Annotated in this window: 26 protein-coding genes; 19 read left to right on the plus strand and 7 right to left on the minus strand. The window is 47.8% G+C overall.

The features are described 5' to 3' along the window. Positions 1–11: 11 nt before the first annotated feature. From SPIBUDDY_RS03680 to SPIBUDDY_RS03695, 4 genes are all read left to right on the plus strand, one after another. Positions 12–947 (plus strand): ArsR/SmtB family transcription factor, encoded by a 936-nt coding sequence (locus SPIBUDDY_RS03680; protein ID WP_013606414.1) that lies wholly within the window; start codon positions 12–14, stop codon positions 945–947. 101 nt (positions 948–1,048) lie between these two features. Further along, the gene (locus tag SPIBUDDY_RS03685; RefSeq protein ID WP_013606415.1) at positions 1,049–1,480 is read left to right on the plus strand and encodes a DUF3788 domain-containing protein; all 432 of its coding nucleotides are present in this window, start codon (positions 1,049–1,051) and stop codon (positions 1,478–1,480) included. Between the two features lie 8 nt (positions 1,481–1,488). After that, positions 1,489–2,505 (plus strand): nitrogenase subunit NifH (ATPase)-like protein, encoded by a 1,017-nt coding sequence (locus SPIBUDDY_RS03690; RefSeq protein ID WP_013606416.1) that lies wholly within the window; start codon positions 1,489–1,491, stop codon positions 2,503–2,505. 121 nt (positions 2,506–2,626) lie between these two features. Next, on the plus strand, positions 2,627–3,163 hold the full coding sequence (locus SPIBUDDY_RS03695; RefSeq protein ID WP_013606417.1) for a DUF2179 domain-containing protein: 537 nt from the start codon (positions 2,627–2,629) through the stop codon (positions 3,161–3,163). A gap of 6 nt (positions 3,164–3,169) precedes the next feature. On the opposite strand, the gene arsB is transcribed toward SPIBUDDY_RS03695, so the two are convergent. After that, on the minus strand, positions 3,170–4,219 hold the full coding sequence (gene arsB, locus SPIBUDDY_RS03700) for an ACR3 family arsenite efflux transporter (protein WP_013606418.1): 1,050 nt from the start codon (positions 4,217–4,219) through the stop codon (positions 3,170–3,172). Positions 4,220–4,408: 189 nt separating this feature from the next. On the opposite strand from arsB, the gene SPIBUDDY_RS03705 reads away from it, so the two are divergent. Continuing rightward, the gene (locus SPIBUDDY_RS03705) at positions 4,409–4,975 is read left to right on the plus strand and encodes a DUF4256 domain-containing protein (protein WP_013606419.1); all 567 of its coding nucleotides are present in this window, start codon (positions 4,409–4,411) and stop codon (positions 4,973–4,975) included. A gap of 34 nt (positions 4,976–5,009) precedes the next feature. Continuing rightward, a complete protein-coding gene (locus SPIBUDDY_RS03710; RefSeq protein WP_215904726.1) occupies positions 5,010–5,348 on the plus strand; it encodes an MGMT family protein in 339 nt (112 codons plus the stop codon). A gap of 22 nt (positions 5,349–5,370) precedes the next feature. On the opposite strand, the gene SPIBUDDY_RS03715 is transcribed toward SPIBUDDY_RS03710, so the two are convergent. Then, complete coding sequence (locus SPIBUDDY_RS03715; RefSeq protein ID WP_013606421.1) at positions 5,371–6,717, minus strand: dicarboxylate/amino acid:cation symporter; 1,347 nt, start codon at positions 6,715–6,717, stop codon at positions 5,371–5,373. Between the two features lie 228 nt (positions 6,718–6,945). Between SPIBUDDY_RS03715 and SPIBUDDY_RS03720 the strand changes: the two genes are divergently transcribed. Beyond that, entirely contained in the window at positions 6,946–7,986 is a 1,041-nt protein-coding gene (locus SPIBUDDY_RS03720; RefSeq protein WP_013606422.1) for a PTS sugar transporter subunit IIC, read from the plus strand. A 7-nt stretch (positions 7,987–7,993) separates the two neighbouring features. On the opposite strand, the gene SPIBUDDY_RS03725 is transcribed toward SPIBUDDY_RS03720, so the two are convergent. Further along, complete coding sequence (locus SPIBUDDY_RS03725; RefSeq protein WP_013606423.1) at positions 7,994–8,797, minus strand: hypothetical protein; 804 nt, start codon at positions 8,795–8,797, stop codon at positions 7,994–7,996. A gap of 121 nt (positions 8,798–8,918) precedes the next feature. Here SPIBUDDY_RS03725 and SPIBUDDY_RS03730 point away from each other — a divergent pair, with 121 nt between their 5' ends. After that, positions 8,919–9,611 carry an MBL fold metallo-hydrolase gene (locus tag SPIBUDDY_RS03730; protein WP_013606424.1) on the plus strand — a complete coding sequence of 231 codons (693 nt, stop codon included), beginning with the start codon at positions 8,919–8,921 and terminating at the stop codon, positions 9,609–9,611. Between the two features lie 6 nt (positions 9,612–9,617). Here SPIBUDDY_RS03730 and SPIBUDDY_RS03735 read toward each other — a convergent pair whose 3' ends face one another. Next, on the minus strand, positions 9,618–10,373 hold the full coding sequence (locus tag SPIBUDDY_RS03735; RefSeq protein ID WP_013606425.1) for a GNAT family N-acetyltransferase: 756 nt from the start codon (positions 10,371–10,373) through the stop codon (positions 9,618–9,620). Here SPIBUDDY_RS03735 and SPIBUDDY_RS03740 point away from each other — a divergent pair. From SPIBUDDY_RS03740 to SPIBUDDY_RS03750, 3 genes are all read left to right on the plus strand, one after another. Next, on the plus strand, positions 10,372–11,364 hold the full coding sequence (locus tag SPIBUDDY_RS03740) for a helix-turn-helix transcriptional regulator (RefSeq protein WP_049787857.1): 993 nt from the start codon (positions 10,372–10,374) through the stop codon (positions 11,362–11,364). The two genes, SPIBUDDY_RS03735 and SPIBUDDY_RS03740, sit on opposite strands and share 2 nt — an antisense overlap. 69 nt (positions 11,365–11,433) lie before the next feature. Further along, positions 11,434–12,066 carry a GyrI-like domain-containing protein gene (locus SPIBUDDY_RS03745; protein ID WP_013606427.1) on the plus strand — a complete coding sequence of 211 codons (633 nt, stop codon included), beginning with the start codon at positions 11,434–11,436 and terminating at the stop codon, positions 12,064–12,066. A gap of 23 nt (positions 12,067–12,089) precedes the next feature. After that, positions 12,090–12,842, plus strand: coding sequence for an alpha/beta hydrolase (locus SPIBUDDY_RS03750; protein ID WP_013606428.1), 753 nt, complete (start codon positions 12,090–12,092; stop codon positions 12,840–12,842). On the opposite strand, the gene SPIBUDDY_RS03755 is transcribed toward SPIBUDDY_RS03750, so the two are convergent. Continuing rightward, entirely contained in the window at positions 12,796–13,185 is a 390-nt protein-coding gene (locus SPIBUDDY_RS03755) for a VOC family protein (RefSeq protein ID WP_013606429.1), read from the minus strand. The genes SPIBUDDY_RS03750 and SPIBUDDY_RS03755 overlap by 47 nt on opposite strands. A gap of 158 nt (positions 13,186–13,343) precedes the next feature. Between SPIBUDDY_RS03755 and SPIBUDDY_RS03760 the strand changes: the two genes are divergently transcribed. From SPIBUDDY_RS03760 to SPIBUDDY_RS03795, 8 genes are all read left to right on the plus strand, one after another. Beyond that, entirely contained in the window at positions 13,344–13,979 is a 636-nt protein-coding gene (locus SPIBUDDY_RS03760) for a LysE/ArgO family amino acid transporter (protein ID WP_013606430.1), read from the plus strand. Positions 13,980–14,102: 123 nt separating this feature from the next. After that, positions 14,103–15,107, plus strand: coding sequence for a LacI family DNA-binding transcriptional regulator (locus SPIBUDDY_RS03765; protein WP_013606431.1), 1,005 nt, complete (start codon positions 14,103–14,105; stop codon positions 15,105–15,107). A gap of 283 nt (positions 15,108–15,390) precedes the next feature. Beyond that, a complete protein-coding gene (locus tag SPIBUDDY_RS03770; RefSeq protein ID WP_013606432.1) occupies positions 15,391–16,707 on the plus strand; it encodes an ABC transporter substrate-binding protein in 1,317 nt (438 codons plus the stop codon). Between the two features lie 73 nt (positions 16,708–16,780). Next, entirely contained in the window at positions 16,781–17,674 is an 894-nt protein-coding gene (locus tag SPIBUDDY_RS03775) for a carbohydrate ABC transporter permease (RefSeq protein ID WP_041380560.1), read from the plus strand. Further along, positions 17,664–18,497, plus strand: a complete 834-nt coding sequence (locus tag SPIBUDDY_RS03780) for a carbohydrate ABC transporter permease (protein WP_013606434.1) — start codon at positions 17,664–17,666, stop codon at positions 18,495–18,497. Before SPIBUDDY_RS03775 ends, SPIBUDDY_RS03780 begins: the two co-directional genes overlap by 11 nt. Before the next feature lie 38 nt (positions 18,498–18,535). Beyond that, on the plus strand, positions 18,536–20,824 hold the full coding sequence (locus tag SPIBUDDY_RS03785) for a glycoside hydrolase family 31 protein (protein WP_013606435.1): 2,289 nt from the start codon (positions 18,536–18,538) through the stop codon (positions 20,822–20,824). Positions 20,825–21,197: 373 nt separating this feature from the next. Next, entirely contained in the window at positions 21,198–21,908 is a 711-nt protein-coding gene (locus SPIBUDDY_RS03790; protein ID WP_013606436.1) for a hypothetical protein, read from the plus strand. Between the two features lie 46 nt (positions 21,909–21,954). Further along, positions 21,955–22,422, plus strand: a complete 468-nt coding sequence (locus SPIBUDDY_RS03795) for a hypothetical protein (protein WP_013606437.1) — start codon at positions 21,955–21,957, stop codon at positions 22,420–22,422. An 85-nt stretch (positions 22,423–22,507) separates the two neighbouring features. Here the strand turns inward: SPIBUDDY_RS03795 and SPIBUDDY_RS03800 are convergent, their stop codons facing one another. Next, positions 22,508–23,491 carry an aldo/keto reductase gene (locus SPIBUDDY_RS03800; protein WP_013606438.1) on the minus strand — a complete coding sequence of 328 codons (984 nt, stop codon included), beginning with the start codon at positions 23,489–23,491 and terminating at the stop codon, positions 22,508–22,510. Positions 23,492–23,652: 161 nt separating this feature from the next. Continuing rightward, a complete protein-coding gene (locus tag SPIBUDDY_RS03805) occupies positions 23,653–25,566 on the minus strand; it encodes a glycoside hydrolase family 127 protein (protein ID WP_172634183.1) in 1,914 nt (637 codons plus the stop codon). Positions 25,567–25,585 lie beyond the last annotated feature (19 nt).

Below are 25,585 nucleotides of genomic sequence, written 5' to 3' on the forward strand. Positions count from 1 at the left end.
GGTACGAGAGGATGTTGAAAGAGATTAATCTTGATTATTCCGATAAGCAGAAATTGCTGGTCGTTGCCAAGGCTATCGCCAATGAGGCGAGAATCAACATCCTTGAACTCCTCAATGAGAAAAGTCTGAGTGTGAATGAAATTGCCGAACAATTGGAGCTGCCAACTTCAACTGCGGCTCTGAATGTCCGCATTCTTGAGAATGCCGGGCTTCTCTTTACCGAGTCCCAACCTGGGATTCGGGGCAGTATGAAGGTAAGCAGCCGTGTTTGTGATAGGGTAGTATTCAGGCTTCTGCTCGATCAGATGCATGAGAACAAAGAGAACTCGGTGGTGTTGAGTATGCCCATCGGAAACTTTGTCAACTGTGAAATCCACCCGACGTGCGGTTTGGTCAGTGACAAGAGTGCCATAGGTATTTTTGACCAGCCCTGCAGTTTCTACTATCCTGATCGAACTGGTGCCCAACTACTTTGGTTCTATAAGGGATTTGTAGAGTATAGGTTCCCTAATACCATCGTCAACGGAGGAATTCCCAAGCAATTCGACCTCTCCTTCGAGGCATGTTCCGAGGCCCCTTTCTATCGTAATGACTGGCCGAGTGATATTACCGTTTGGGTCAATGACATTGAAATAGGGACCTGGACGAGCCCCGGAGACTTGGGCGGTCGGAAAGGGAAGTTCAACCCCTCGTGGTGGCCTGAGTCGTTGAACCAGTATGGCCTGCTCACCAGCTGGAGGGTCAACTCCCATGGGACGTTCCTCAACAATGAGCGGATTGCCGACTTGACCATCGATGCCTTGGGAATCAAGGAAGACTGCTTCATCAGCGTAAAGATTGGAATCAAGGAAGATGCCCGTTTTGTCGGAGGGGTAAGCCTTTTTGGTGAGCACTTCGGAGATTATCCTCAGAATATCGTCCTTAAACTCGATTACGACATGTATTAGAATACTATCCTGAGAAAACACAAGAAAAGCAAAAGCTGGAACATTGACCGCCTCTTGATACTGTACCAAGATGTATGAAACAGACATTGAGGAGGTGCAGGATGTGGCATTTGATGTTTTCGGAGGACCAGGCTCCAAGTCTTAATCAGATGAGCGAGTTTGTCGGCTCTGAGCGTAAGCGTTGGGATCACCTGAACGAATACTTGCAGGGTACCTACCATGTCACGCCAAGCATCGAATACAGCAGTTGCAGCGCCCAACCGGGCTGGAATGTGAAGTATCGCAAGGGCGGCAAATCACTCTGTACGCTGTATCCTCTAAAGGACTCGTTCATTGCGTTGGTGGTCGTGGGTCCTAAAAACGATGAACAAGTAGCATTTGAAATGGAAGCCGGGTTGTTTAGCTCTTCAGTGAGTAATACTTTTGCCAAGGCTAAACCGATGTCCATGGGCCGTTGGCTCATGATCGAAGCAGTGGATGACGATGTACTTGAGGATATCAAGCACCTCATCAGCATCCGCCTTGCTTCCTGAGGCCGTCTATGATCGATTGGCACACCTATGCAACCGAGCAGACTCTCACCTGGTTGTTGGAAGAGAACAATCCTTCAGTGCGGTACTTCACGCTGACAGACCTCTTGGATAAACCGCAAGATGACCCTCTCGTACAGGAAGCCAAAGCAGCAATTGCGAAAACCGGCCTTGTACCGCAAATGCTCTCTGTGATGGCTCAGCCTTCATACAGGGAGACATACTCGCGGTTTTACACCTATAAGTACAAAGGGCTTGTCTGGTCGCTGATCACCCTCGCAGAACTTGGTGCAGAGGCTGATGACCAGATTCGGGAAATGTGCGAATACCTCTTAGTGAACTCCCAGGAACCGGAAGATGGCGGATTCTCCATGAACACTGCCCAAAAAACAGGAGGGGGAAGGAAGTCGGAGGTCATCCCGTGTCTGACAGGCAACCTGGTTTGGGTTTTGATCCATTTCGGGTTTCTAAAGGATGAGCGATTACAGAAGGCTTTGAACCATCTGGTTGAGTTTCTCGTCCTCAATGATGGAGAGCTGATCGAGAGCCAAGTCGTCCCCTATGATAGGTTTGAAATGTGTTGGGGCTCCCATACATGCTTCATGGGGGTGGTGAAGACACTCAAGGCACTGACTTGTGTCAACCGAGAACTAAGAACAGAGAAACAACAGGCAACCATTGAACGTTTAGCCGAGTTTCTGTTGATTCACCATATTTACAAGAGCAGTCATAATTTGAAGAAGAAAGCAAAGCCGGGCTGGCTTCACTTTGCTTTTCCTTTGATGTACCAGACTGATGTTTTGGAGATTCTGGACATCCTTGTACGTGAAGGGATGCATGATGAAAGGATGGAAGATGCCTTCCAACTTGTGCTGGAAAAACAGAACGATAAGGGTCGATGGCTTTTGGGAAACACCTATGCCAGCGACCGCCTCCTGATTCCGATGGGAAGCAAGGGCGAGGAGAACAAGTGGATCACCTTACGCAGCCTGAGATTAGTCAAAGGATACTCTGCCAGCCAACATTAGCCTTGGTGTATGCAACCATGAAAATTTCGTGATGTCTGTATACGAGGCCCTCCTGTCCTCTTCCAATTTGATTCAAATTCAATCAGACTCGTCTATACTTGCACAACGCTAAGGAGTGAGTATGGATTTCTTGGATAATCTGGGTATTTGGATTTACTTCATAATCTTTTTTGGGAAAATTCTGGAAGTAACGGTATCTACCATCCGTATGGTTCTCATCAATAGAGGAGAACGGGTCAAAGGGACGATGGTTGCCTTTTTCGATAGTATCCTGTGGTTGTTGATTACCGGTACGGTGTTGGAGGGCTTCCAAGAGGATCCTCTTCGGATGGTGGTTTTCGCTTTCGCATTCGCAGTGGGCAATTACATGGGGTCGTGGTTTGAGGACAAGCTGGCATTCGGCCTTAGCTCGGTTCAAGTCATCGTTCCTGAAGACCCCGAAAGCGTTGCGTTGGCAGACTCCTTGCGAAAGGACAACTTTGCCGTGACGGTAATTAAGGGAACCGGACGTAATGGAAACCGAGACATCCTTCTGTTGCATCTTAAACGCAAACGAATCGCAGAGGCTGTGACTCTTATCAACACCATGCTTCCTGGAGCCGTTGTTGTCGTGAACGACTCCAAGATTATCAGTGGTGGGTATATATCCAGGAAATGATGAATCTTACTGCAATGCAGGGGTTTTAAACCATTTCTTGGTGTTGTTTGCAATGCGCACCAACGTCAACATGACCGGTACCTCTACCAACACGCCGACTACGGTGGCAATCGTAGCTCCCGACTGCAAACCAAAAACCGAGATTGCCACCGCTACTGCCAACTCAAAGAAGTTTGAAGCGCCGATCATTCCAGCCGGGGCTGCAACATCGTGGGGAAGTTTCCAAGCTTTTGCCCAGAGATAGGCGATGAAGAAAATCAGAAAAGTCTGCAGGATGAGCGGGACGGCGATCAGAAGGATGTGCAGAGGATTTCCTACAATAGTTTTGCCTTGAAATGAGAATATGATGATCAGCGTCAACAGAAGCCCGGTTATGGTGACATTGCTGAACTTTGGAATGAAGGTCTGCTCGAAGTACTGAAGGCCCCGTTTCTTGGTGATCAGGACACGGGAAAGCCAGCCGGCTCCCAGGGGGATGACAACAAAGAGTATGACTGAGAGAAAAAGTGTCATCCACGGGATGGTTATGCCGCTGATGCCCAACAGCAGGCCGACGATGGGGACAAAGGCTGCCAGGATAATCAGATCATTGGTGGCAACCTGTACCAGGGTGTAGGCTGGATTGCCTTTGGTCAGGTGACTCCATACAAAGACCATTGCCGTACAGGGAGCTGCCCCAAGCAGTACCGCCCCGGCAAGGTATTGTCGTGCGGTCTCTTGCGGCAGAATTGCCTTATACACTATAAAAAAGAAGAACAGGGCGATGAGATACATGGTAAAGGGCTTGATAAGCCAGTTGGTCACCCAGGTTATCACCAAGCCTTTGGGGTTCTGTCCGACTTCCTTGATGCTGTGAAAGTCGACCTTAAGCATCATGGGATAGATCATGAGCCAAATGAGAATAGCCACCGGGATTGAAACATTGGCATATTCAAACTTTGCAAGGAAGTGGGGAATCTGGGGGAGGTAGACTCCGATTACGATTCCGAGAACCATGCAAAGTAGTACCCAAAGGGTAAGATATCGTTCAAAAAATCCAATTCCTGATTGTTTCATAGGAACCTCACAAATAGATATGTATCAATATGATTATACCCGTTGTACATGGATTATTGTCAATACCGGATTGCCCTTGGTTCATGGAGTATGTGGAAAAACAAGCTTTGGTGAGTATCTTGAGTAAAATACTAAGATATAGGTACAATTATGCTTGTTACCAGATATACTGGTATAAGGAGATGGTATATGAAGCAAGCTATTCATACGTTGACCATAGAGCAACAGGCAGCACTCCTTGCAGCTCTCAAGGAGCGGTTTCTCAAGCATATGAACCGTCACGAGGGACTTTCCTGGAATCCCCTACAAGAGCGGTTGCAGCAGCAACCTCAAAAACTTTGGTCTCTTTTACAGATGGAGAACACCGCAGGAGAACCCGATGTAATCGGGTATGATAAAGCCTCGGATGCCTACCTGTTTGTCGATTGTTCTACTGAAAGCCCCCTCGGGCGTAGAAGTCTCTGCTATGACCAAGGTGCATTGGAGAATAGGAAAAAGAACCCTCCGATTGGTAGTGCCGGCGGCCTTGCCCAAGAAATGGGAATTGAACTTCTGGATGAGGAACAGTATCGCAATCTCCAACAATTCGGTGTGTTCGATGTAAAGTCCTCAAGCTGGATTCGTACCCCGGACTCGATGAGGCTTCTTAGTGGGGCTCTCTTTGGGGACAGCCGCTATGACAGGGTCTTCATCTATCACAACGGGGCAGATTCCTACTATGCATCACGTGGGTTTAGGGGTTTGTTGAGGGTGTAGGGAGTAGGAAAATTGTAATGCAGGCAGGGCTTTGGTGTACAATGAACTATCTGCGACAATCGAGGTAGCCCTGATGAACTCATTCTTTACCCAGGTTCGAGACCTAGTCTCACGAATTCCCTTTGCAAAGGTTGCTTCCTACGGCCAGATAGCCAGCATGCTGGGTGATCCCAGAAAAGCCCGGATCGTAGGATGGGCCATGCGTGGTTGTCCCGAAGAACTGCCTTGGCATCGTATGGTCAAAGCTGATGGCTCGCTGCCCAATGCAGGCTTTGCAGAACTGCAAAAGGCCATGCTGGAACAGGAAGGAATTATCTTTCTGGACAACGGCAACATCGACATGGAACAATACGTATGGAAAGGAGACCTATAGTCTCCCTTCCGACGGCGTTTCCTTAGGCAAACGCCATTTCTGTTTTCAAGTCCTGCTCATCGAAAGCCTTCTTATCAAATTCTCCCAGTGAGTTCGCTACAACCACTGAAGTCGTCAAATCACCGGCGACATTGGTCATGGTACGGAACATATCGACCAAAAAGTCGACACCGGCCACCAATCCAACGGCTTCTACCGGTAGCCCTACGGTAGTGAGGGTGATGATGGTGAACGCGGTGGCTCCCATCGGGACGGCGGCACTGCCAAGGCTTGCGAATATCGAGACCACCACGATCAGGACATACTGCGAAACGGTCAGGTCGATGCCAAAAGCGTTTGCAGCAAAGATTGCTACCATGGCCGGAAAAATTCCTCCACACGCATCCATGTTCATCACAGCGCCCAACGGTCCTACGAAATTTGCCACCCGATCGCTTACTTTGAGTCGTTTTGTCATTGTACTGATGGTCATGGTCAGGGCCCCTAAACTGGAGCGACTGGAAAAGGCAAGAAGAAGGGCGGGGCTTGAGGCTCGAAAGAATCTAAGCGGATTGATCTTTGCCGTAGAGGCTACCAAGCCGCCATACACCAAGGCCATGTGAAGCAAGCAGGCGACGATCATGGCAACGACAAAAAGTCCAAGTTGAACCAGTGCCGCAAGGCCGGTACTCGACAGCCAGTAGGAGGTAAGGCCAAGCACTCCATAGGGAGTAAGGCTCAGCACCATCGAGGTAAGTTGCATTACAATTGCCAAGAACCCTTCCAGCAGCGTTTCAATCGGCTTGATTTTATCCGGCTGTTTTGTTTTTACTGCAATGGCGGCAACTCCAAGCAATACGGAAAATACAACAAGGGGAATCATCTGCATTTCAGCAGCCGACCGTACAGGGTTGGAAGGAATGAAAGCCCTGAACTGGGCAAAGAGGTTGGTAATGGTGTTGCTATCCCGCTTCGCAAGCTCTCCTATAACCATTCCGCTTCCTACGGAGAATAGGCTTCCAACCACAAGGCCGATGATGCCGGCCAGGGTGGCGGTAAAGAGAAAGAGACCGATTGTTCTCAGTCCAAGTTTTTTCAGCTCACCGGTATCGCTCAGCCTGAGCAAGCCTGCAATAATGCTTGTCGGGACCAAGGGGATTATCAGCATGCGCAAGAGGTCGACATATCCATTACCGACCAATGCTGTCCACCGACGGACTTCCTGGGAAACCGAGGACTCAGCAAAAAAGAAAAGGGAGAGTCCAAACAGGGTTCCAAGAAGCAATGAGACGAATACTCGTACTGAGAACGGAGTTTTGAAACGTTTTCCCATTACCGTCAATGCGATGAGAAGAAATGTGAATACCCCCAGCCAAAGAACTATACGCATATATGCCCCCTTTTTTTAATACACTATAAAAACAATAGATGTACTATGATATAAGAAAGATGCTGTGTCAAGTACTGGTCCGCAGAAGGTGGAATTCTATGCATACGGCCTGACCTTTACTAAATTTCCCTCACTTGGTATAGTCGGCTCATTCGGAGGCCTGGTGCAACGCTACGGTTGCTGCACTTGACAAGTCATCCACCAAATCCAATTCTATGGGAGCTCTCTATGGCAGAAGGCAACACTTCTCTCCATGGCAAGCAGGTGGGTGGTTACATCACCCGGGTTCTGAGCGGTATGGCTCAGGGCTTGTTTGCCTCTTTGATCATCGGTCTCATCATCAAGCAAATCGGACACTACAGTGGTTGGCTGCTCTTGGAGCAGATAGGCCAGGTCGCACAGTACCTCACCGGACCCGCCATCGGAGTGGGGGTCGCTTTAGCGGTAAAAGCCCCAGTTTTGGGTGTGCTCTGCAGTGCTGTAGTAGGCGCAGTTGGAGCCGGTACCTTCGTAATGGGGGAAGGGACTGCCTTGGTGAAGGTGGCATTGGGCGAACCCTTCGGGGCAATGCTCTCTGCATTGGCAGCCGCAGAGATTTCCAAGAAAGTTGCAGGAAAAACCAGTGTGGACATCATGGTAGTCCCCCTAGCAACGATTTTGGGAGGAGGTTTGGTCGGCCACTTCATAGCACCCCCGATTGCGGCCCTTATGACTTCCCTTGGTTCGTTCATCAACTCCTTGACTACGCTCTACCCCCTGCCCATGGGCATTCTCGTCTCAACGGTGGTAGGTATTGTTCTCACTCTTCCGATCAGCAGCGCTGCCATATGCATCAGCCTTGGGATCGACGGGCTTGCTGCAGGAGCGGCTGTAGTCGGCTGTAGTTGTCAAATGATCGGTTTTGCAGTCAGTTCCTACAAGGAGAACAAACTAGGTGGGCTTATCAGCCAAGGACTGGGAACCAGCATGCTGCAGATTCCCAACATCTGGAACAATCCTTTGATCTGGATACCCCCAACCCTGACAGCGGCCATTCTTGGACCTGTCAGCACCATGGTATTCAAAATGGAAAACAACAGTGCAGGGGCCGGTATGGGAACCAGCGGGTTGGTAGGCCAATTCAATGCAGTTGCAATAATGGGTTTGGATGCCTGGCCGCAGATAGTGTTGATGCACTTTTTGCTGCCGGCACTTCTGTCTCTACTCTTTTCTTTCTTCATGCGCAAGAAAGGCTGGATCAAAGACGGGGACATGCTGCTGCAGAAATAGTACATTCCTATTCTTCCCTCCAAGGTTCACGTTTTTGTATCATTTCGATCAGAAATCGTGCTCCTTGGTTGTCCGGAGGATTCAGCCTGAGCATCTTTCGGGCGATTTGCTCAGCTTCACCGAAGTTGTCCTTTCTCCACTCTACGAGACACAACCCATGAAGGGCACGCAGGTAGGGGCGGTTGTTCAGTTCGGACCAGAGAAAGATACCGTCAAGATTTGGCATGAAATGCTTCTCGGCAATATGGATTGCTGAGCGGAGGCAGTTCTCTGCGTTCCTCAAGGACCTTGAGTATTGGAAATTCACATATCCCATATGAACGAGGGCATCAATGCACTGGGGGTAGTCCTCCCAGAGCTTGGCATGTTTATCGTATTTCTGATCAATCGTATCGCTCTCGTTTGCTTCTGTGACGGGATCACAGTCTTTTTGGTAGAAGCCATAGCCTGTGTAGTCTTCAAAAGCATAGGACATTCTCTTGCCCCCTCTGAGGCATTCGGCGATGAAACCCTTCAATTCATTCGGCGCATACCATTCGGTTGCAGAAACCAGCTCCACTTCCATGAATTCATGGCCGTCAATATCGAGAGAGCCTAAATCGAAATGGTGTTCAAGCAAGGGACCAGAAAGATAGATGGTCTTCTTGAATTGCCACTGTTTGGTCACCTCAAAGGTAACAGTGTCGCATTCAGCAATATCGTATGCTTGTGGACTCTTTACTGAAACAATGGCTTCATTGGCCAAGTCCTTCGCCCTGAAAGCTCCTTGTCCAATTTTGAGGACCAATAAGGTTCGAGTATCCTTTTCCATTCTCTGCTTCCTTATAAGACATGGTATACATTGCCAGTGTAATCGGAAGCATGAAAATGTAAAGAAAAGACTTTGCTGTGGTATAGTAGTTGGCAGAAATTTTCTTATAAGGACCAGATGCATGCAACACATCATCCAGCTAACCCTGCCAATGTCATCAGGATTCAGCGAAACGTTTATCCATCCCATTGTTCTGCAGGATGCTGAGAACCTCATCCTCGTCGACTGCGGCTATGTAGGATGTCTTGGCTTGCTTGAAGCAGAACTGAAGCGGCATGGAATCACCTTCGATCAACTCACCGGCCTTGTCCTTACGCACCACGACCACGATCACATGGGAACTGCAGCGGCTTTGAAGCGGGCAAACCCTAGGATGTTGGTCTATGCTTCATCCATGGAGGCCGTCTACATCTCTGCAAAGGAGAAACCTCAGCGATTGGTGCAAGCCGAGAAGTTGCAGGAAACACTGCCTATCGAGCAACAGGCTTTCGGTGAGATGTTCTGCTCCATGCTCCGAAGAATTGAGCCGGTAGAAGTGGATGTTCTGCTGTCCGAAGCACAACTCCTTCCTTGGTGTGGGGGCACTCAGGTACTTCTGACTGCAGGCCATACCCCCGGCCATATCTCGTTGTTCGTACCATCAGCGTGTGCTGTCATCGTCGGCGATGCTTTTGCTTTGGAAGACAATCTGCCTGTTCTGGCAAATCCTCAATTTACGCTGGACATGCAGCTTGCGGACCAGTCGATGGAAAAGCTCTTGTCGCTGAAGGCAATGACCTACTACTGCTACCATGGAGGAATCTTTCTGAGCTGATTGGCCTTATGTGCACTTCTGAAGCAACTTTTTCAAGCTGTTCTCATTGAGCAGCTGCACCGTCTGGAATCGATGATTGTAAAAGACAGCAAAGTTGTTGAATACACAGGGTAGTGCTTTGGCTTGCTGTAGGTTTTCAACCTGTATCAGGCGAAGAGGGATGCTTGCTTCTTGGCAATACTGCTGTATTTCATCGATACAGGCTGCTATATACGGGCATTGCACACTGTAGTAGATGGTCAGTATCGAGGATTCAACGTGCATCTGCCTCACACTTTCACTGAAGCGCGGGGTGCTGCCGTCGAAGGAGAGGGCGAGTAATTCGTAGCCGCCGGCGACTTGGTCCACGACCTGAAAGCCATATTTGAGGAGAAAAGTCTTTTCGCTGAGAAATGGTTTCTTGGTTTTGGAACTGAGGACGCAGATCCCTGCTTTGCCTCTCTGCCTTGCATCCTTTATGCAATAGTCAAGCAATGCAGATCCATGACCTTGCCCTGCATACGATCCTGAAACCCAGAAACAGTAGATGTACAGGTACTTCTCTCCAAGGATGGGAACCCATGCAGTTTCCAGGGGAGCGTATTCAATGAATACCTTCCCCCTTGCATCCAACTTCCTGAAAACATGTCCCTCTGAAATTCGCTTTTTGAGCCATTGCTTCTTCTGCTGTACACCCCTTTGGTGCTTTACATCGGCAATGGCACAGCACAGGTGCTCCTGATCCACGGTATCAAAAAAGAGATTTTGGTAATCTGTTGCCATGCTTCTTCCTCCTGCAACGGTAACCTTGCATAGGGCCAGTGTATCGGATAATGTTGACAAGGCTTGTCAAGTTTTAAGAATTATTGGAGGAAGCGTGCAAACATCCCGAATGTTTCAAATACTCTACTACCTTATTGCAAACCAAACGGTCACAGCAGGTCATTTGGCGGAGAAACTTGAGGTTTCGACCCGAACCATCTATCGCGACATTGAACGGCTCAGTGAAGCAGGTATACCTGTCTATTCCATTGCAGGGAGACAGGGAGGCCTAGCCTTGGTAGAAGGCTTTACGTTGGATAAGGTGTTGCTTTCCCACGATGAAAGAAGAACGATTCTTTCCTCCTTGAGAAGTCTGGATGTTACCGGTGAACCTGGACATGAGGCTACGCTACAAAAACTCAATTCCCTTTTTGGCCCCATGGAGGAGGACTGGCTGGAAATCGACTTTTCTGGATGGGGTCCTTCTGAACTGGACAACAAGAAGTTTGAACTCATTAAGGAAGCCGTCATCAAATGCTGGGTCCTCCAAATTGCCTATTGCAACAGCAAGGGCGAAGAGGATACGCGTACCATTGAACCGTTGCAATTGCTGTATAAAGCAAAGGCGTGGTATGTAAAGGCGTACTGTCGTACCAACGAAGGTTTTCGGCTCTTCAAACTCACCAGAATCCTCAGTGCCAAGAGTTTGGGCCGACAGTTTGAGAAGAAAAGCTATCCTGCAAGTGAGAGCAAACAATCTGTATCGTATACCGATATAATCCTGCGTTTTACCCGATCAATGGCGTACCGGGTGTACGATGAATTTGACAGCAAGTACGTATGCAAAGAACCAGAAGGCAGTCTTTTAGTTTCTGTAAGTCTTCCCTTGGACAACTGGGTGGTTGGCTATGTTCTCTCCTTTGGTTCGGAGGTGACCGTTATCGAACCAGCTCAGTTGCGTCAGGCACTTCTTGAACAAGCTAGAAGAATCGGCGACTTGTATAAAAGCTGACATACCGTGTCAACTTTTATACAGTAAACTTTTCCCTATGAATCAACATGAATTTCGATAGGAGGCCCTATGGCTTTTGATTTCAAGAAAGAGGAGAAGGCTTTCTATCAGCCTTCACAGAAACCGGAAATTATCAGCATCCCACTGATGCAGTACCTTGCGGTACGGGGAAAGGGTGATCCCAATCAAGAGGATGGGGAGTACCAGAGAAGTGTGGAAAACCTCTATGCAGTAGCCTATACGCTGAAAATGAGCAAGAACGGGGACCATCATATGGATGGATACTTCGACTATGTCGTACCTCCCTTGGAGGGTCTGTGGTACCAGGAAGGGATTCGTGGTATGGATTACTCGAGAAAGGATTTGCTGCACTTTACGTCCTTGCTCCGCATTCCTACTTTCGTACAGCAGCAGGATGTCCTTTGGGCTCTTGCTGAAGTGAAGAGAAAGAAAGGCCTTGACTGCAGCTCGGTGGAATTTTTGTGTCTGGACGAGGGTTTGTGTGTACAGGTTCTTCATATCGGACCTTTCGACACAGAACCCGGGACGGTTGCAGCTATGCATGCATATCTTGCATCCCAACACTATGCCTTGGATTTTTCCGAGTGTCGTCTCCACCATGAGATATATCTTTCCGATCCACGGAAAGTTGCACCTGAGAGCCAAAAGACTGTCATCCGCCATCCGATTGCAAAACGGTAGATGCTTGCTGTATAACGCTGCATATGGAAACACAAAAACTTACCATTGAGGGCATCCCTGCGTTGCTCTGGGGGAAAACCTCTGACGTACTTATTTTGGCAATACATGGGAATAAATCCAACAAAGCCGACACACCCATTCGCTTACTTGCTGAACAAGCAGGCAAGAGAGGGTATCAGGTGCTGAGTTTCGACCTTCCCCAGCATGGTGAGCGAAGCCATGAAACGATTCCCTGCAAGGTTGATCAGTGTGTTGGGGAATTGAAGATCATTCTCTCGTATGTAAAATCCCGCTGGACAACGCTGTCTTTGTTTGCAAACAGCATGGGAGCCTATTTTAGTCTGGTAGCTTTTTCTGAAGCAGTCTTTAAACAGGTACTGTTTCTCAGCCCGGTTGTGGATATGCACTACCTGATCAGCAACGTGATGTCGGCATTTCAGATTACCGAGGACCGATTACGCACTGAACAGGAAATCGAAACACCGATTGGGATGACGCTGTATTGGGACTATTACTCGTACGTAAAGGAACATCCCATAACAACATGGGCGAATCCTACTGCAATCCTGTATGGAGAGCTGGATGAGGTGAGTGAGCGGGCAACCATCGATGCGTTCTGTTCACGCTTCTCTGCTTCCTTGGAAGTTGTACAAGCGTGTCCCCATTATTTGCATACCCCTGAACAGCTTAGTCGTTTTACGTTTTGGTTGGAAAAACAGCTGAAGCCCCTTACAGGTACTGGGAGAACTCTACCTTTTCTGCATTCGGCCCCTTAATGGTAAAGTAGCTTACTCCATTGCTGAAGAAAGGCAGTGTTTGGATGCCGTCCTCAAGTTCCTGGTACCCAAGGGCTCGGACCACGGTGTGGGTTGCTTTGATATCGCTTACGTTCAGCGCTATATGGTCGATGGCTCCACATTTTGCCGCCACCTGGTCATTCTCATACGTTTCAATGACTACATTCCCCAATGAGAGAAATGCAACCTTGTGGTGATTATGCTCATTGGTATGCATGACCGAGAATCCAAGGCTCTGATAGAACTCAATGGTTGCTTGTATGTCATCCGTCGGGATACCGATGTGTTGGAGACCAAGAACCAAATCCTGCAATTGTGGCATAGACTACCCTCCAAAGCGAAGTATAGTCCCCTCCTGTCACAAATGCATCCCATGATACATACGAGTACTTCCAGAATTTCTGCAAATCCCTCTGTTTTTTCTTCTTTTGCTCCCTGCATGCTTTGCAAAACATCAAGGTTTTCTCTACGCTGTGGGGCATGGAACTACCTTTCTTTACCGGCATGGCAACCGGTGCCGGCCTGATCATTGCAATTGGAGCACAGAATGCCTTTGTACTTACCCAAGGAATTCGCAAGCAACATCGTTTTCTCGTTGCTCTAATCTGCTCGCTCTGTGATGCCTTGCTCATAGGCTGCGGTGTTGCAGGCATGGGAACGTTTATTGAACAATCTCCGAGACTGCTGGGCTTTGCCGCCGGTATGGGAGCCTTGTTTCTTTTCGTCTATGGCTTGAAGAGTCTCTTCTCTGCTTTCCAGACAGCACAAGGGTTGGTACAAGCCGAGGTCAAGGCCGTCAGTCGCAAGCAGGTCATTCTTACCACATTGGCGATTACCTTGTTGAATCCGCATGTATATCTGGATACGGTGGTTCTCTTAGGTGGCATAAGTGCAACCTTTGAGGGGAGTGGACGGTACCTCTTCGGCGCGGGTGCACTCACCATGTCCTTTCTCTGGTTTTTCACCTTGGCCTATGGTTCGGCTCTCCTTGCCCCCTTGTTCAAAAAAGCATTAACTTGGCGTATCCTTAACATTGCCATTTTCCTGGTGATGTGGAGCATCGCCTTTAGGCTGTTGGCTTATACCGGGATAGCACAAGTTTTTCAACGGCTATGAAGAAAGTGTTCAATTACATTTAAACAAAAACTCCCCGCAATACTTGTTGATTCCGCAGGTTGACGAATTGGTTTATTCACCGTAAACTCATTTAAGCGTTTAACACAACATTGAAAGGAATGTATGAAAAAAGTAACCATTGAAACTGTTGCACAAAAGGTTGGTGTTTCTGCAGCAACTGTCTCATATGCTCTTTCGGGTAAAAGGAAGATCAGTCAGGAAGTGACAGAAAGGATTCTGAAAGCTGTTGAGGAATTGGACTACAGGCCCAGCATTACGGCACGCAACCTTGCGAGTAATAAGACTTGGACGGTGGGGTTGTATGCGTCTCCTACCCAAAATATTCGAGAGGACTACTTTTTCAACAACATCCTTGCAGGAGTGCTTGATGTGTTGCATGTCAAGAAATACCAGATCCATTTGTATGCAGACTACTTACATGAAAACAACAAGAACCACCCCGATCTGAACCTGACCCAGCCTATTGATGGTGCGCTGATTATGAATCCAAGAATCAATGATGTGTATATCAACCACCTCAAGCAAAGAAATATTCCGTATGTGGTCATCGGAACTCCTGATGAGCGTAGTGATTCTTTTTATGTTGATGCTGATGTAACGGCAGGTTATTATGCTATAGTCAATTATCTGATAAAGAAAGGGCATAGGAAAATTATTCTTGTAAACGGTAATGTGGAGTATACCCAGAGTGAAAAGCGTCAGATTGGGTACAGTATGGCGTATCGGGATAACGGGTTGAGTTTCTCCAAGGATTGGATCATCAATGTTCCCATGCTCGAGGAGCAAGGCTATCGTGTTTTCATGCAGACTATACAGAGAATTCCTGATTTCACTGCCGTTGTCACCTTCAACGATACCATAGCGGTGGGTGTTTTGCGAGCCTTGAAGGAGAGCAACCTCCATGTTCCTTCCAGGGTTGCGGTTGTGAGTGCAGGCAATACGATGATCACCAGAATTCATGCTCCTGCCATAACCAGTCTTGATATGGGAGCCTATGAGATAGGATCGAAGGCTGCAGAACTCCTGGTTGATGTAATTGAAAAAAGGCGGATTCAGCCTTCCCATGAGATTATCCAAACTCGCCTTGTCGAGCGGGAGAGCAGTTGATTTTCTGATTATGCTTCACTTCATTACCTAGGAATTTGCGATGGGTGCAGACTATGCAACAGCTCCCTACTCAAGAAAGTATGAAAGTTTTTCTTGACAGAAAAGAAAAAGTATCAGTATAGTAGTTTAAGCGATTAAATTAAAAATAAGTTAATTATATGTTTAGCGTTTAGCTGTATGTCTGGGCACAAATTTTCTAGCAGCGGCGATGAATGAACCTTGGAAGCCTTTTGGGATGTAGAAAGCATTCAACTGTAGAGTTGATTTGTAATAGGAGGAACGTATGAAAATTCGTAGTAAGGTCGTATGTCTGCTTCTCTTGTTGATACCGTCCATGATGCTCTGGTCAGCCGGGACCAAGGAAGAAGCTTCAGCTAAGGCCGACGGTTCTGCCGTGATCACTATTTGGGATTTCAAATATGGTGATGTCCAAGGTGTCCAACCTGCAATGAAGAAAATCGACGATTTGATCATGCAGAAAAATCCCGGGCTTACCATCAAGCATGTCGGACAGCCGAACGACAACTATTATCAGCTGGTCCGTGCGGCCGTCCAGGCTGGAGAGGGACCGGATATCGTCATGTTCCACGGTGGTGTCCAAGCGTATGAGTTTGATGATTATACAATCGCCATGGATACGTATATCAAGTCATGGAGACCTGAGATTTCCGAATTCAGCTGGGCTTATTGCTCCGAGGGTGGAGACGGCTCAAAGCCGGTTCATATGGCTCCCCTGACTACCCAAGGCTTCGGTATCTATTACAACAAGGCCCTGTTCAAGCAGGCCGGCCTCGATCCTGAAAAGGCTCCGTCCGACCTCGACGCTTTCATGGCAGCCTGCGAGAAGCTCAAGAAAGCCGGTATTGTTCCCATGGTTGCTGGACTGCAGGGCAGCCCCTATACCATCGATTTCCTTTTCAGGTGCTTCGTTGCAAACATCTATGGCTCTGATGTGAAAGACCTGGGGACTGGAAAGCAAAACTTTGCGGGAAATGCCGCCTTCAAGCGAGCCGCCGAGATAGTACAGGAAATGTTCAAAAAGGGTTACATCGACCCTGCCGGTACTTCAACGCCCTATTTCATGGATGCAGCCAACAATTTTGCTGCAGGAAAAGGTGCAATGTTTGTTGGACTGCTCTCGGATGTCTGCCATTGGAAAGTATTCGGTGATGCACTGGGCACCGACGGTGTCGGGTATTTCCCGACCATCAATTTCCCCCAGGCACCGTACAAGGACCAACAGGTCGGTCAGCCTGCCGGTATCGGCTACAGTGTCATGAAGTGGTCAAAGAATCCTGAAGCTGCCATGAAGGTTGTTGAGGGCTATGCACGAGGTGAGGGGAATGCCATATGGATGGGCATGACCGGTGCTCTCTCTCCGAATAAGAATGTCGATATCAAGAGCTTGGGTTATCCACTCGTTGCAAAAATTCTTGAGAAACCGTTTGTTTTGGATTTCAACACTCTCTTGCTGAACGAAGATGCCAACGGCAATTTCGACCGATATTGCGCACAAGCATTCGTCTCCAACGAGATCAGCATCGACAAGTTCATCGCATCTGCACAAGGCATGCTGGACAACGTTCGGAATGCAAAATAACTAGGCGTACATTGGGTTGTCTGCAATTGCAAAAGGCAATCGGACAACCCATACTTTTGCATGGGGGCTACACTTGAAAAACCATTCATCCATTGTGAAGAGCGAAGCTATGGAACCCTATCTGCTTATTGCACCGTTGCTTCTGCTCTTACTTGTATTCATACTCTATCCAGTGGTTGCCAATGTGTATCTGAGCTTTTTCAAGTGGAAAGGCATGGGTAAGGCGACATTCATCGGTTTGTCGAATTATCGAACCATGTTCAAGGATGAGACGTTCTGGATTTCCATCAAGAATACCTTGGTCTTGCTGCTCTATATTCCCTTGGGGGTCATCCTTCCCCTTCTCATTTCCGCACTCCTTCGGGAAGGGCTCAAGGGGTGGTCTCTTTTTAGGGCGATTATCTATCTCCCAAACATTCTTGGTTACGTAATTATGGGAATGATCTCCAGCATTATGTTCCGTAAGCTGGGGCCGCTGAACAATGTTCTGATACAGCTGGGTCTTGACTCATTTGCCCTCGATTGGCTGAGCAAGCCCAAGCTGGCTCTCAACACGCTCGGCTTGGTGTACGGTGTCTGGTTGCGGTTGGGTTTCGGCTGTATCTTCTTTCTCGCTGCGATGAGCAGTATCGATGAGTCGTTGTACGATGCGGCAAAAATCGATGGTGCTCTCTGGTGGCGTACGTTTTGGAATGTCACCATTCCCTCCATCCGCTTTTCGATTGAGTTCTGGATAGTCTTATCGTTCATAGAAATCCTGGCAAGGGCTTTCCCCTTCATTTACACGTTCTCACGGGGAGGTCCGGGCTTTGCCACCTTCACCTTGGAATATGGTATTTATAATGAAGGTTTTGTTGCTTTCAACATGGGCTATGCAAGTACCTGGGCAAGCGTTCTGTTCGTGGTTTGCGCAGTGATTGCATGCTTTCAGGTTGCCCTCATGAGGAAGAATTCAGATGTCCAATAGCTATGAGAGAACCGTGAAAGGAATCATGTATGGTGTCTTGGTGGTGTTTGCCTTAATGGCTCTCTACCCCCTGTTTTTCGTGCTTATTACCAGCCTGAAAGCTCCTTTGGAGTATGTGAACAACAAGTTGCTCATGCCCCAAGACGTTACATTGGGCAACTACTTTCATGTTTGGGTAAAGGGAAACATGCTTAAGTATTTTCTCAATAGCTGCCTTTTGATTCCCTCCGCCTTGGTGTTGTATCTCTTTGTGTGCATCACTGCCGGCTTTGCATTCGGCCGCTTGCGTTTCCGCCTCCGCTTTCCCTTGTTCCTTGCTGTTTTGTTTCTCATGATTTTTCCCCAGATGTTGCTTTCGATCCAGATTTTCCAGGTCTGCCGGAAATTGCATCTGATCAATAATTATCTAGGGTTGATACTCGTATGGGTTGCATACTTTGGCCCCTTCGGCACCTATATCATGACAACCTATTATGCGACTGTCCCTATGGAAATTGTCGAGTCGGCAAGGCTCGACGGGACCGGGATCTACCGGATGTTGTATTACATCATGGTCCCCATCGCAAAACCGATGATTATCATTATCGTGATCATAGGCACCCAATCCATGTGGAATGAGCTCCCATTCTCTCTCTTGTTGCTGCAGACCGAGCACCTTAGGACCATTACGCAGGGGCTTGGTATGCTGCAGGGTCAATACGGGCTTGACGATACGGTATTGTGTGCTTCCATAGTGTCTGCTTCTCTGGTCCCCCTGCTTTTGTTTGTGTTTTTCCAACGGCAAATCACCATGGGTTCCTACAGTGGTGCGGTCAAGGGATGAGTAGTTCCCTCCATTCTCAGTAAAGGCAAAGAAACTCTATGAAACAAAGAAATCGTTTTATATTTGATATGTTGGATCAGGATGCCCCTGATGCACAAAGAGAATCGATTTACCGTGCAGGACGGCCTGTATCGGTGCATGAACAAGCGCTATCTTGTGTGATCGATATTCCGTTTATCAAACAGGAGATGAAGAACCTGTTTCTTCATCCTGCCAAACCGGAAGAATTAAAGAAATCTGAAATGCTTGTACGCACGTATGGACCATCCATTGTGCGCCTGACGCTGCATGGTGGCGTCAGTGTTGCCTCTGATGCGGATAATCCTATGTTTGAATGGGATCCAACACTGAAGCAAGAGGCGCTTCATTCGACTCAGACGAATGAGGGATGGGAGTTTCTCGATTCACGGGGCAAGATCCGGATGCGCATCAATACCAAGGATGAAAGCAGGGAAATCTGGAGCACGTTGCAGCCGGAACCTCCTCAGACCTTCGATGCCGTGGTGTATCCTGATGGTGAAACCTCAGTTCCTTTCATGGCCTACGACGATTTCTTCCCTACACAGTCAGAATCATTCAGTCTGGGGTTCGTTGAGCGGGATGGTGCTGTCAACCGATGGGTATATTCCCTGCACGCCAAATCGAATGAGAAGTTCGTCGGAACCGGAGAGCGGTTTTCTGCAATGAACCTGGCCGGCAAAACCTATGTATTGGAAAATACCGACGGGCTTGGGGTGAATAGCCGACGGGCATACAAGAATGTGCCGTTCTATCTCTCCAGCGAAGGGTATGGTCTGTTGATCATGACCTCGGCTCATGTTCGTCTTTCCCTATCTGATGTATCGACCCGTGCAGCCCAAGCGGTGGTTGAGGATGATGACTTGGATTTGTTCTTCATCGGAGGGAAAACGCTTGAGCGGATTGTGTACAACTATCGAAGCATAACGGGATTCCCCCGAGATGTTCCGTTCTGGTCCTATGGGACCTGGATGAGCCGGATGAGCTATTTTTCAGCAGATGAAACCCGGCTTGTGGTTAGGAAGATGCGTGAGGGAGGCTTTCCCTGTGATGTAATCCACATCGACACCGGCTGGTTTGAGAAGGATTGGAAATGTGAGTGGGAATTCAGCAGTACTCGATTTCCATACCCTGAAGCCTACCTGAAAGAGATGGAGGAGCAGGGTATCAAGATTAGTCTGTGGCAGCTTCCTTGCATTGCAAAGGATACCAAACACTATGCTACTGCTCAGAAGAATCGATATGTTGCACCAAGAAGTGAGCAAGTTGCTCTGGGTTCGAATTTTAGTGAAGTTGAATTTGACGGGAACATCGACTTTACCAATCCTGATGCCGTCCGTTGGTACCAAAACCTGCTTGCACAACTGTTGAAGCTCGGTGTTTCGGTAATAAAGACCGACTTTGGCGAGGTGATCGAGGAACATGCTGCATACTACGGCATGCCGTACCGAACGTTGCACAACCTGTATTGCTTGCTGTATCAGAAAGCTGCTTATGAAATTAGTGAGCAGATTCAGGGACCAGGTGAGGCTATGATTTGGGCGAGGGCGGGTTGGATTGGATGTCAGCGGTATCCTTTGCATTGGAGCGGTGACTGTGCCTGTTCCTGGGATGGTATGGCGGGTTCGCTGAGGGGTGGGTTGCATCTGGGACTCTCGGGCTTTGCGTTCTGGAGTCATGATGTGCCCGGTTTCCAGGGCATTCCCAGTTTCATGAACAGCCGGCCGAGCAATGATTTGTATATCCGATGGACCCAAATGGGTGTGTTCACTTCCCACCTGAGGTATCACGGGACCACGGCAAGGGAACCGTACGAATATGCTGAGGTTGCAGACCTTGCACGAGCGTGGCTGAATCTTCGGTATGCGCTGATTCCCTATCTCGCAGCAGAGGGAAGAAAGGCGACTCAAAGCGGATACCCTGTGGTACGTGCCTTGATTTTCCATCATCAGGACGATCCTGTGTGCTGGTCCATCGATGACCAGTTCTATTGCGGAGATGCCTTTTTGGTCGCTCCAGTAATGAACAGCTTTGGGCTTCGCGATGTCTATCTTCCTAGTGGGCAGTGGGTCGATTTCTGGACTGGGGAAGTGCTTTCCGGAGGAGTATGGCTGAAGCATGTTTCGAATTCACTGGCTTTATTGCCGGTGTTTGTAAAAAAGGATTCTGTAATTCCCATCTATCCTGAACTTGTTCAGCATACCGGCCAGATGGAGATGCAAAAAATACAGGAACTACGATTTGATGAGACGTATACAGGATTCCAGAACTCACTATTGGGCTCTCTGATTCAATTTGATGAAAAGTAAGGTACTACAATTAATTCTTTTAAAAAATTCCGATATAGGTATGGTATCAAGCATATCATATCGGAATTTTTGTAAGAAGCCGAACGTGATACTTCATTGTGTGCATGCAGTATGGATTCCCTAGTGTTGTGTGATCCTGTATTGACAGCAATACCTGAATGTATGAGGAACCTCTAGGTAAGAGGTACGTTTCTCGCTATACTTTTTGTGGATTTGTATCTCCTCACCTTATTCTGGGGGTCCCGCCATTAGTACCACAAGCAAAGAGTTTTTTACCGTTCTTCTGATTGGATTCCTAACCACAATTGTCAGAGTCGTTGGGCAACTTCTCATTCCTTCTGGAATCCAAACGGTTTTGCAGCCGAGCATCTTTGTGACCAACGGAACTCTGCCATTGGTATTTACCCTCTATGGAACCTTTGCATTCTCTTTGATAGCTGCATTGTTCCTGCTTCTAGCCCCCTATATACCGGGGAAGAAGTTGACTCAAGGACTGAAATTTGGGACGGCATTCACTCTCATTTGGATAGTGTATTTGCTTGAGCCGCTGCCGCATGCAGATGCTATCGATCGAATAACCTATCCGATTGCCGATGGGTTTGCCCTGCTTGTCTTAGGCTTGCTCGCTGGAGCTTTGTTGGGCAGAGATGTAAAGAAGACGAATACCACCACAATGAGCAAAAGTCTCAGTATTTCAGGTGGTGTACTTGCTGTCTTTTTTGTGATCGGCCGTCTTATCCAGTACTACTTTTTTCAGATTTATTCTTCCTTTACAGAAAAACCGGGCCAAACCATCGCTTGGAGTGTTCTCACAGGCCTTGTCATCGCTTGTGTTCTCACGTGGTTTATGGTCACGCTTCCGAATAGGGGAAGGGTGAACAATGCTATCAAGGTAGGGTTGATACTATTCGGTACCAATTTGGTACTGTTCAATTTCTTTATACCACTGGTATTCGATGCAGATATGCCGGATTTAATACTAAGGACTGCAGTGGATCTCATTGCTGTTGCGCTAGGCTGTCTGGCTTACAAGGGTGGGAAACAAGCTATCATTTCAGGGAAGCAAAAGGAAACTGTCGGGTAAGAGTAAGCGATTGGTTCACCAATGGAGGGTCGAGTAATCTCAATCTATGCCGCAATTAGCAAAAGGTGGTAAATTTATTTTTGGGTGGTCCAGGATCACAGAAAGTCTTTCAATACAGCTGCCGTCTATGGCAGTTGATGAATATGCAATCACCTCGGAAGGTAAAGTGTATCTCTTTTCTGGAAGCAATTCGACAGGTGGTTTTTGTGTTACCAAGAAAAGTCTCCTCCTTACTTCACAGATCCGGAATATTCTTGACGACACTCCTGCCTTGTGTAAGTATCTGCTGCCCGAGGGGGAGCTGGTGAGGTTTAAAGGCAGACAGTATTGCTGGGTAACGATATCCAAAGATGGAATTCTGCATGTATCTTCTGAACTTCTTCATGGGTTGGGGCTTTCTATCAACGATAGACTGCTTGCAATTCGAAGCAGCAATATTGCTTTTACCATGGGAGTTACGGGGCGTTTGATTGCCATGGCAAATGCCTATGAGGGTTATATTGAGGAGTTTTAGGAATACAACGGGATGGCAAGAGAGCAAGCTATCGATGGCAGTTCTTCCTACTATCGATAGTATTCAATTCAGAGTCCCAGTGCACTTAATAAGGTCCGCGTATGTGCTGTGCTACTTCGTCTGTATAGAAGTCTTGAATCTTGGAATGAAGATCCTTGGGTAACGGAGGAAGCTTTGAGATGGATGCATTTGCCAGCACCTGAGAGGGTCGGCTTGCGCCAGGAATCACTACCGTTACCGCATCGAAATCCAGAATCCATCGCAATGCCATCTGGGCCAATGTCATTCCTTCAGGTTTCATGGTGGACAGCTTTTGAGAAAGTTCAACTCCCTTTTCAAAGGGTACTCCGGCAAATGTTTCTCCTACATTGAAGGAGGCTCCATCACGGTTGAAGTTGCGGTGGTCACTCTCATCGAAGGTTGTTGTTGCACGCATTTTGCCGGTGAGCAGTCCGCTGGCTAGCGGGACGCGGGCAATGATGGATACATTTTTTTCTTTGGCTTTTGCAAAGAGCTTGCTGATGGGTTTCTGCCGAAAGATGTTGAAGATTACCTGCAGTGATGCAAGCCCTTCCTGCTCGAGACAGAGCAGTCCTTCCTCAACAGTTTCCACGCTTGCACCAAAATGTTCAATTTTGCCTTGCCTCTTGAGGTCCCGAAGCGTATCGAATACCGAACCTTCAGCCATGACCTCTCGCGGAATGCAGTGCAGCTGCGTCAGATTCAGACGTTCCAGTCCCAATCGTTTCAATGAGGCTTCGGTATGTTTGATAATGTTCTTTGCTGTAAAGTTTTCCGGCCACCCGGGATCGGAACCACGGCCCAACTTCGTTGCTACAAATACATCTTTGGCATGGGTGCGAAGGAATTCTCCGATGAATTGCTCGCTTCTTCCGTTACCGTAGACGTCGGCGGTATCGAAAAACGTAATGCCTTCTTCGGTTGCCGTAGTAAGAATTTCCCTAGCGGTTTTTTCGTCAACCGACCCCCAGGAACCTCCAATTTGCCAGGTTCCTAGTCCAACTTCCGAGACTTGTCTCCTATCCGGTCCAAATGGTCGTGTGTTCATAGCCTGTGCTCCTTGACGTTTCGTAGTATCTATAAGCCTATACGCACGGCAACAATAATGCAAATGGAATGATCCTTAGTCTCTGTATGGTTCTCTAAGCAAATAAGGAATAGTACTGCTAACCCTAGATAAAAATGTGTAATACGGATTCTTATGCAGCCCTACACTATCCTGAACCAGACTCGCATTTCCTGGTCCTTTGCTCTGTTTCCCCACTGAAAGTAGGGGATTGCTTTGACTTGTACTTGTTTCCTTTCGTTCTGCTTCATAGGTTCATAAAGATTGTCGACTCGCACTGTTTCCCTATATCCATCAAGGAGTATTGTTGTTGAAGGAAATGATTGAATCAAGCCTTCTTCAACTTTGTTATTCCCTTTTGAATCGATGAGCAGCTCCTGTAACTGTGGCCCATTGTCAATTTCTTCCAAACAATAGACCAAGGGTCCCCGCATCAAGGCTGCTTTTCCTCCATAGCCCTGTATTCGGCTATCAGCTTGTATACACTTGACAGGCATCTCCAATCTGAAGACAACAGTATCAGAAGGGACCCACTTCCGGTCGATGGTAATGTAACCTTTTTCCAAATACCAAGCATTCCAATCAGTGCCATTTATCAAGAGAGTCCAAGCGTCGCACCAGGCAGGCTTGCGCAATGAGAGAGTAGCTTGTGTTTCTCGCTGCATCTGTAAGCCCAGCCGAATTTCTCCATTCCAAGGATAGTTGGTCTCTTGCAGAATTGTGATGTTCTGACCTCCAAGCGGTACCTCGGTCTCAGAAGAAATGTATTGGTGGATAAAAATATGCGTATCAGTAAAGCTATAGATGTATTTTCCTATAGAGCCTATCAGCCGTGCAATATTCGTAGGACAACAGGCGCAATCGAACCAGCCGGCTCGGTGTGGCAGCACATGTTCCATATCCTGCCTGAAGGTTGCTATTCTTGGGGTGATTTCCAGAGGATTTACATAGAAGTAAGCTTTTCCATCCAAGGAAATGCCGCTTAATGCACCATTGTACATCTCTTTCTCGATCATATCGGCATACCTGCTATCCACATCGATACACGACATTCTCCAGGCCCAGAAAACCAATCCAATCGATGCGCATGTTTCCGTATATCCTCGATCTGGAGGAAGGTCGTAATCTACCGTAAACCGCTCGCCATGACTTTGGGAGCCAATGCCGCCGGTGATATATACACGTTTTTGTACAAGATTATTCCAGAGAGCAGTAAGCTTTTCCCAAAGTTCCGGTTCACCGGTACGTCGATATTGGTCTGCCATGCCAGCATACAAATACATCGCACGAACAGCATGTCCGTTCACTTCAGTCATCGATCGTATGGGTTTATCTGCTAAGAAATAATCAGACTCGAACCATCGTGATTTTGGCTTTCTTGCACCATCGGCATTGATGCTTCCATTCTTGTTTCTTACTGTTCCACGTATGTTCATGAAGTAATCAGCGAGGTTCCTATATCGATTATCGTCACTGGCATCTGCCAAACGATAGAGAGCAATTTCAATTTCTGGATGTCCATCGTACGCATGGAGCTTTCCTTCTTCCGGTCCGAATTCTTCAGCTATCAGATTTGCATACCGAATCATCACATCCATCAACACCCGTTTTCCGGTGGCCTGATAATATGCAATGGAAGCTTCAATGAGATGTCCGGCACAATAGAGCTCATGGCCCATTTCAAGGTCCGACCATCGCTGCTCGATCCCTTTGGCAGTGAAAAAGGTATTAACGTAGCCGTTGGAGTGCTGGCTCTTTTCGATCAGCCTAACCAATTCATCGATGCTTGTTTCCAATGCATGGTTTGGTTGGAACATCAATGAGTAGGAAGCAGCCTCAATCCATTTTGCTACGTCGCTGTCCTGAAAAATCGTTCCTCCCGGGATCCCTTGCAGCTCTTTCGCAGCTATACGAAAGTTTTCTACTGCATGGCTTAAGGGAACACCCTCGGTACGATTGTTCAGAGTATCCCACTGATAGGGGATAATCACATCAGCAAGAAGCTGATTCCTATTCCTCCAGAACCCTTCAAGCAAAGTGATTTCTTTGGGGTTCATATCGTTTATAGTATGGTAC

The sequence above is a fragment of the Sphaerochaeta globosa str. Buddy genome, assembly GCF_000190435.1.
Taxonomy (GTDB): Bacteria; Spirochaetota; Spirochaetia; order Sphaerochaetales; family Sphaerochaetaceae; genus Sphaerochaeta; species Sphaerochaeta globosa.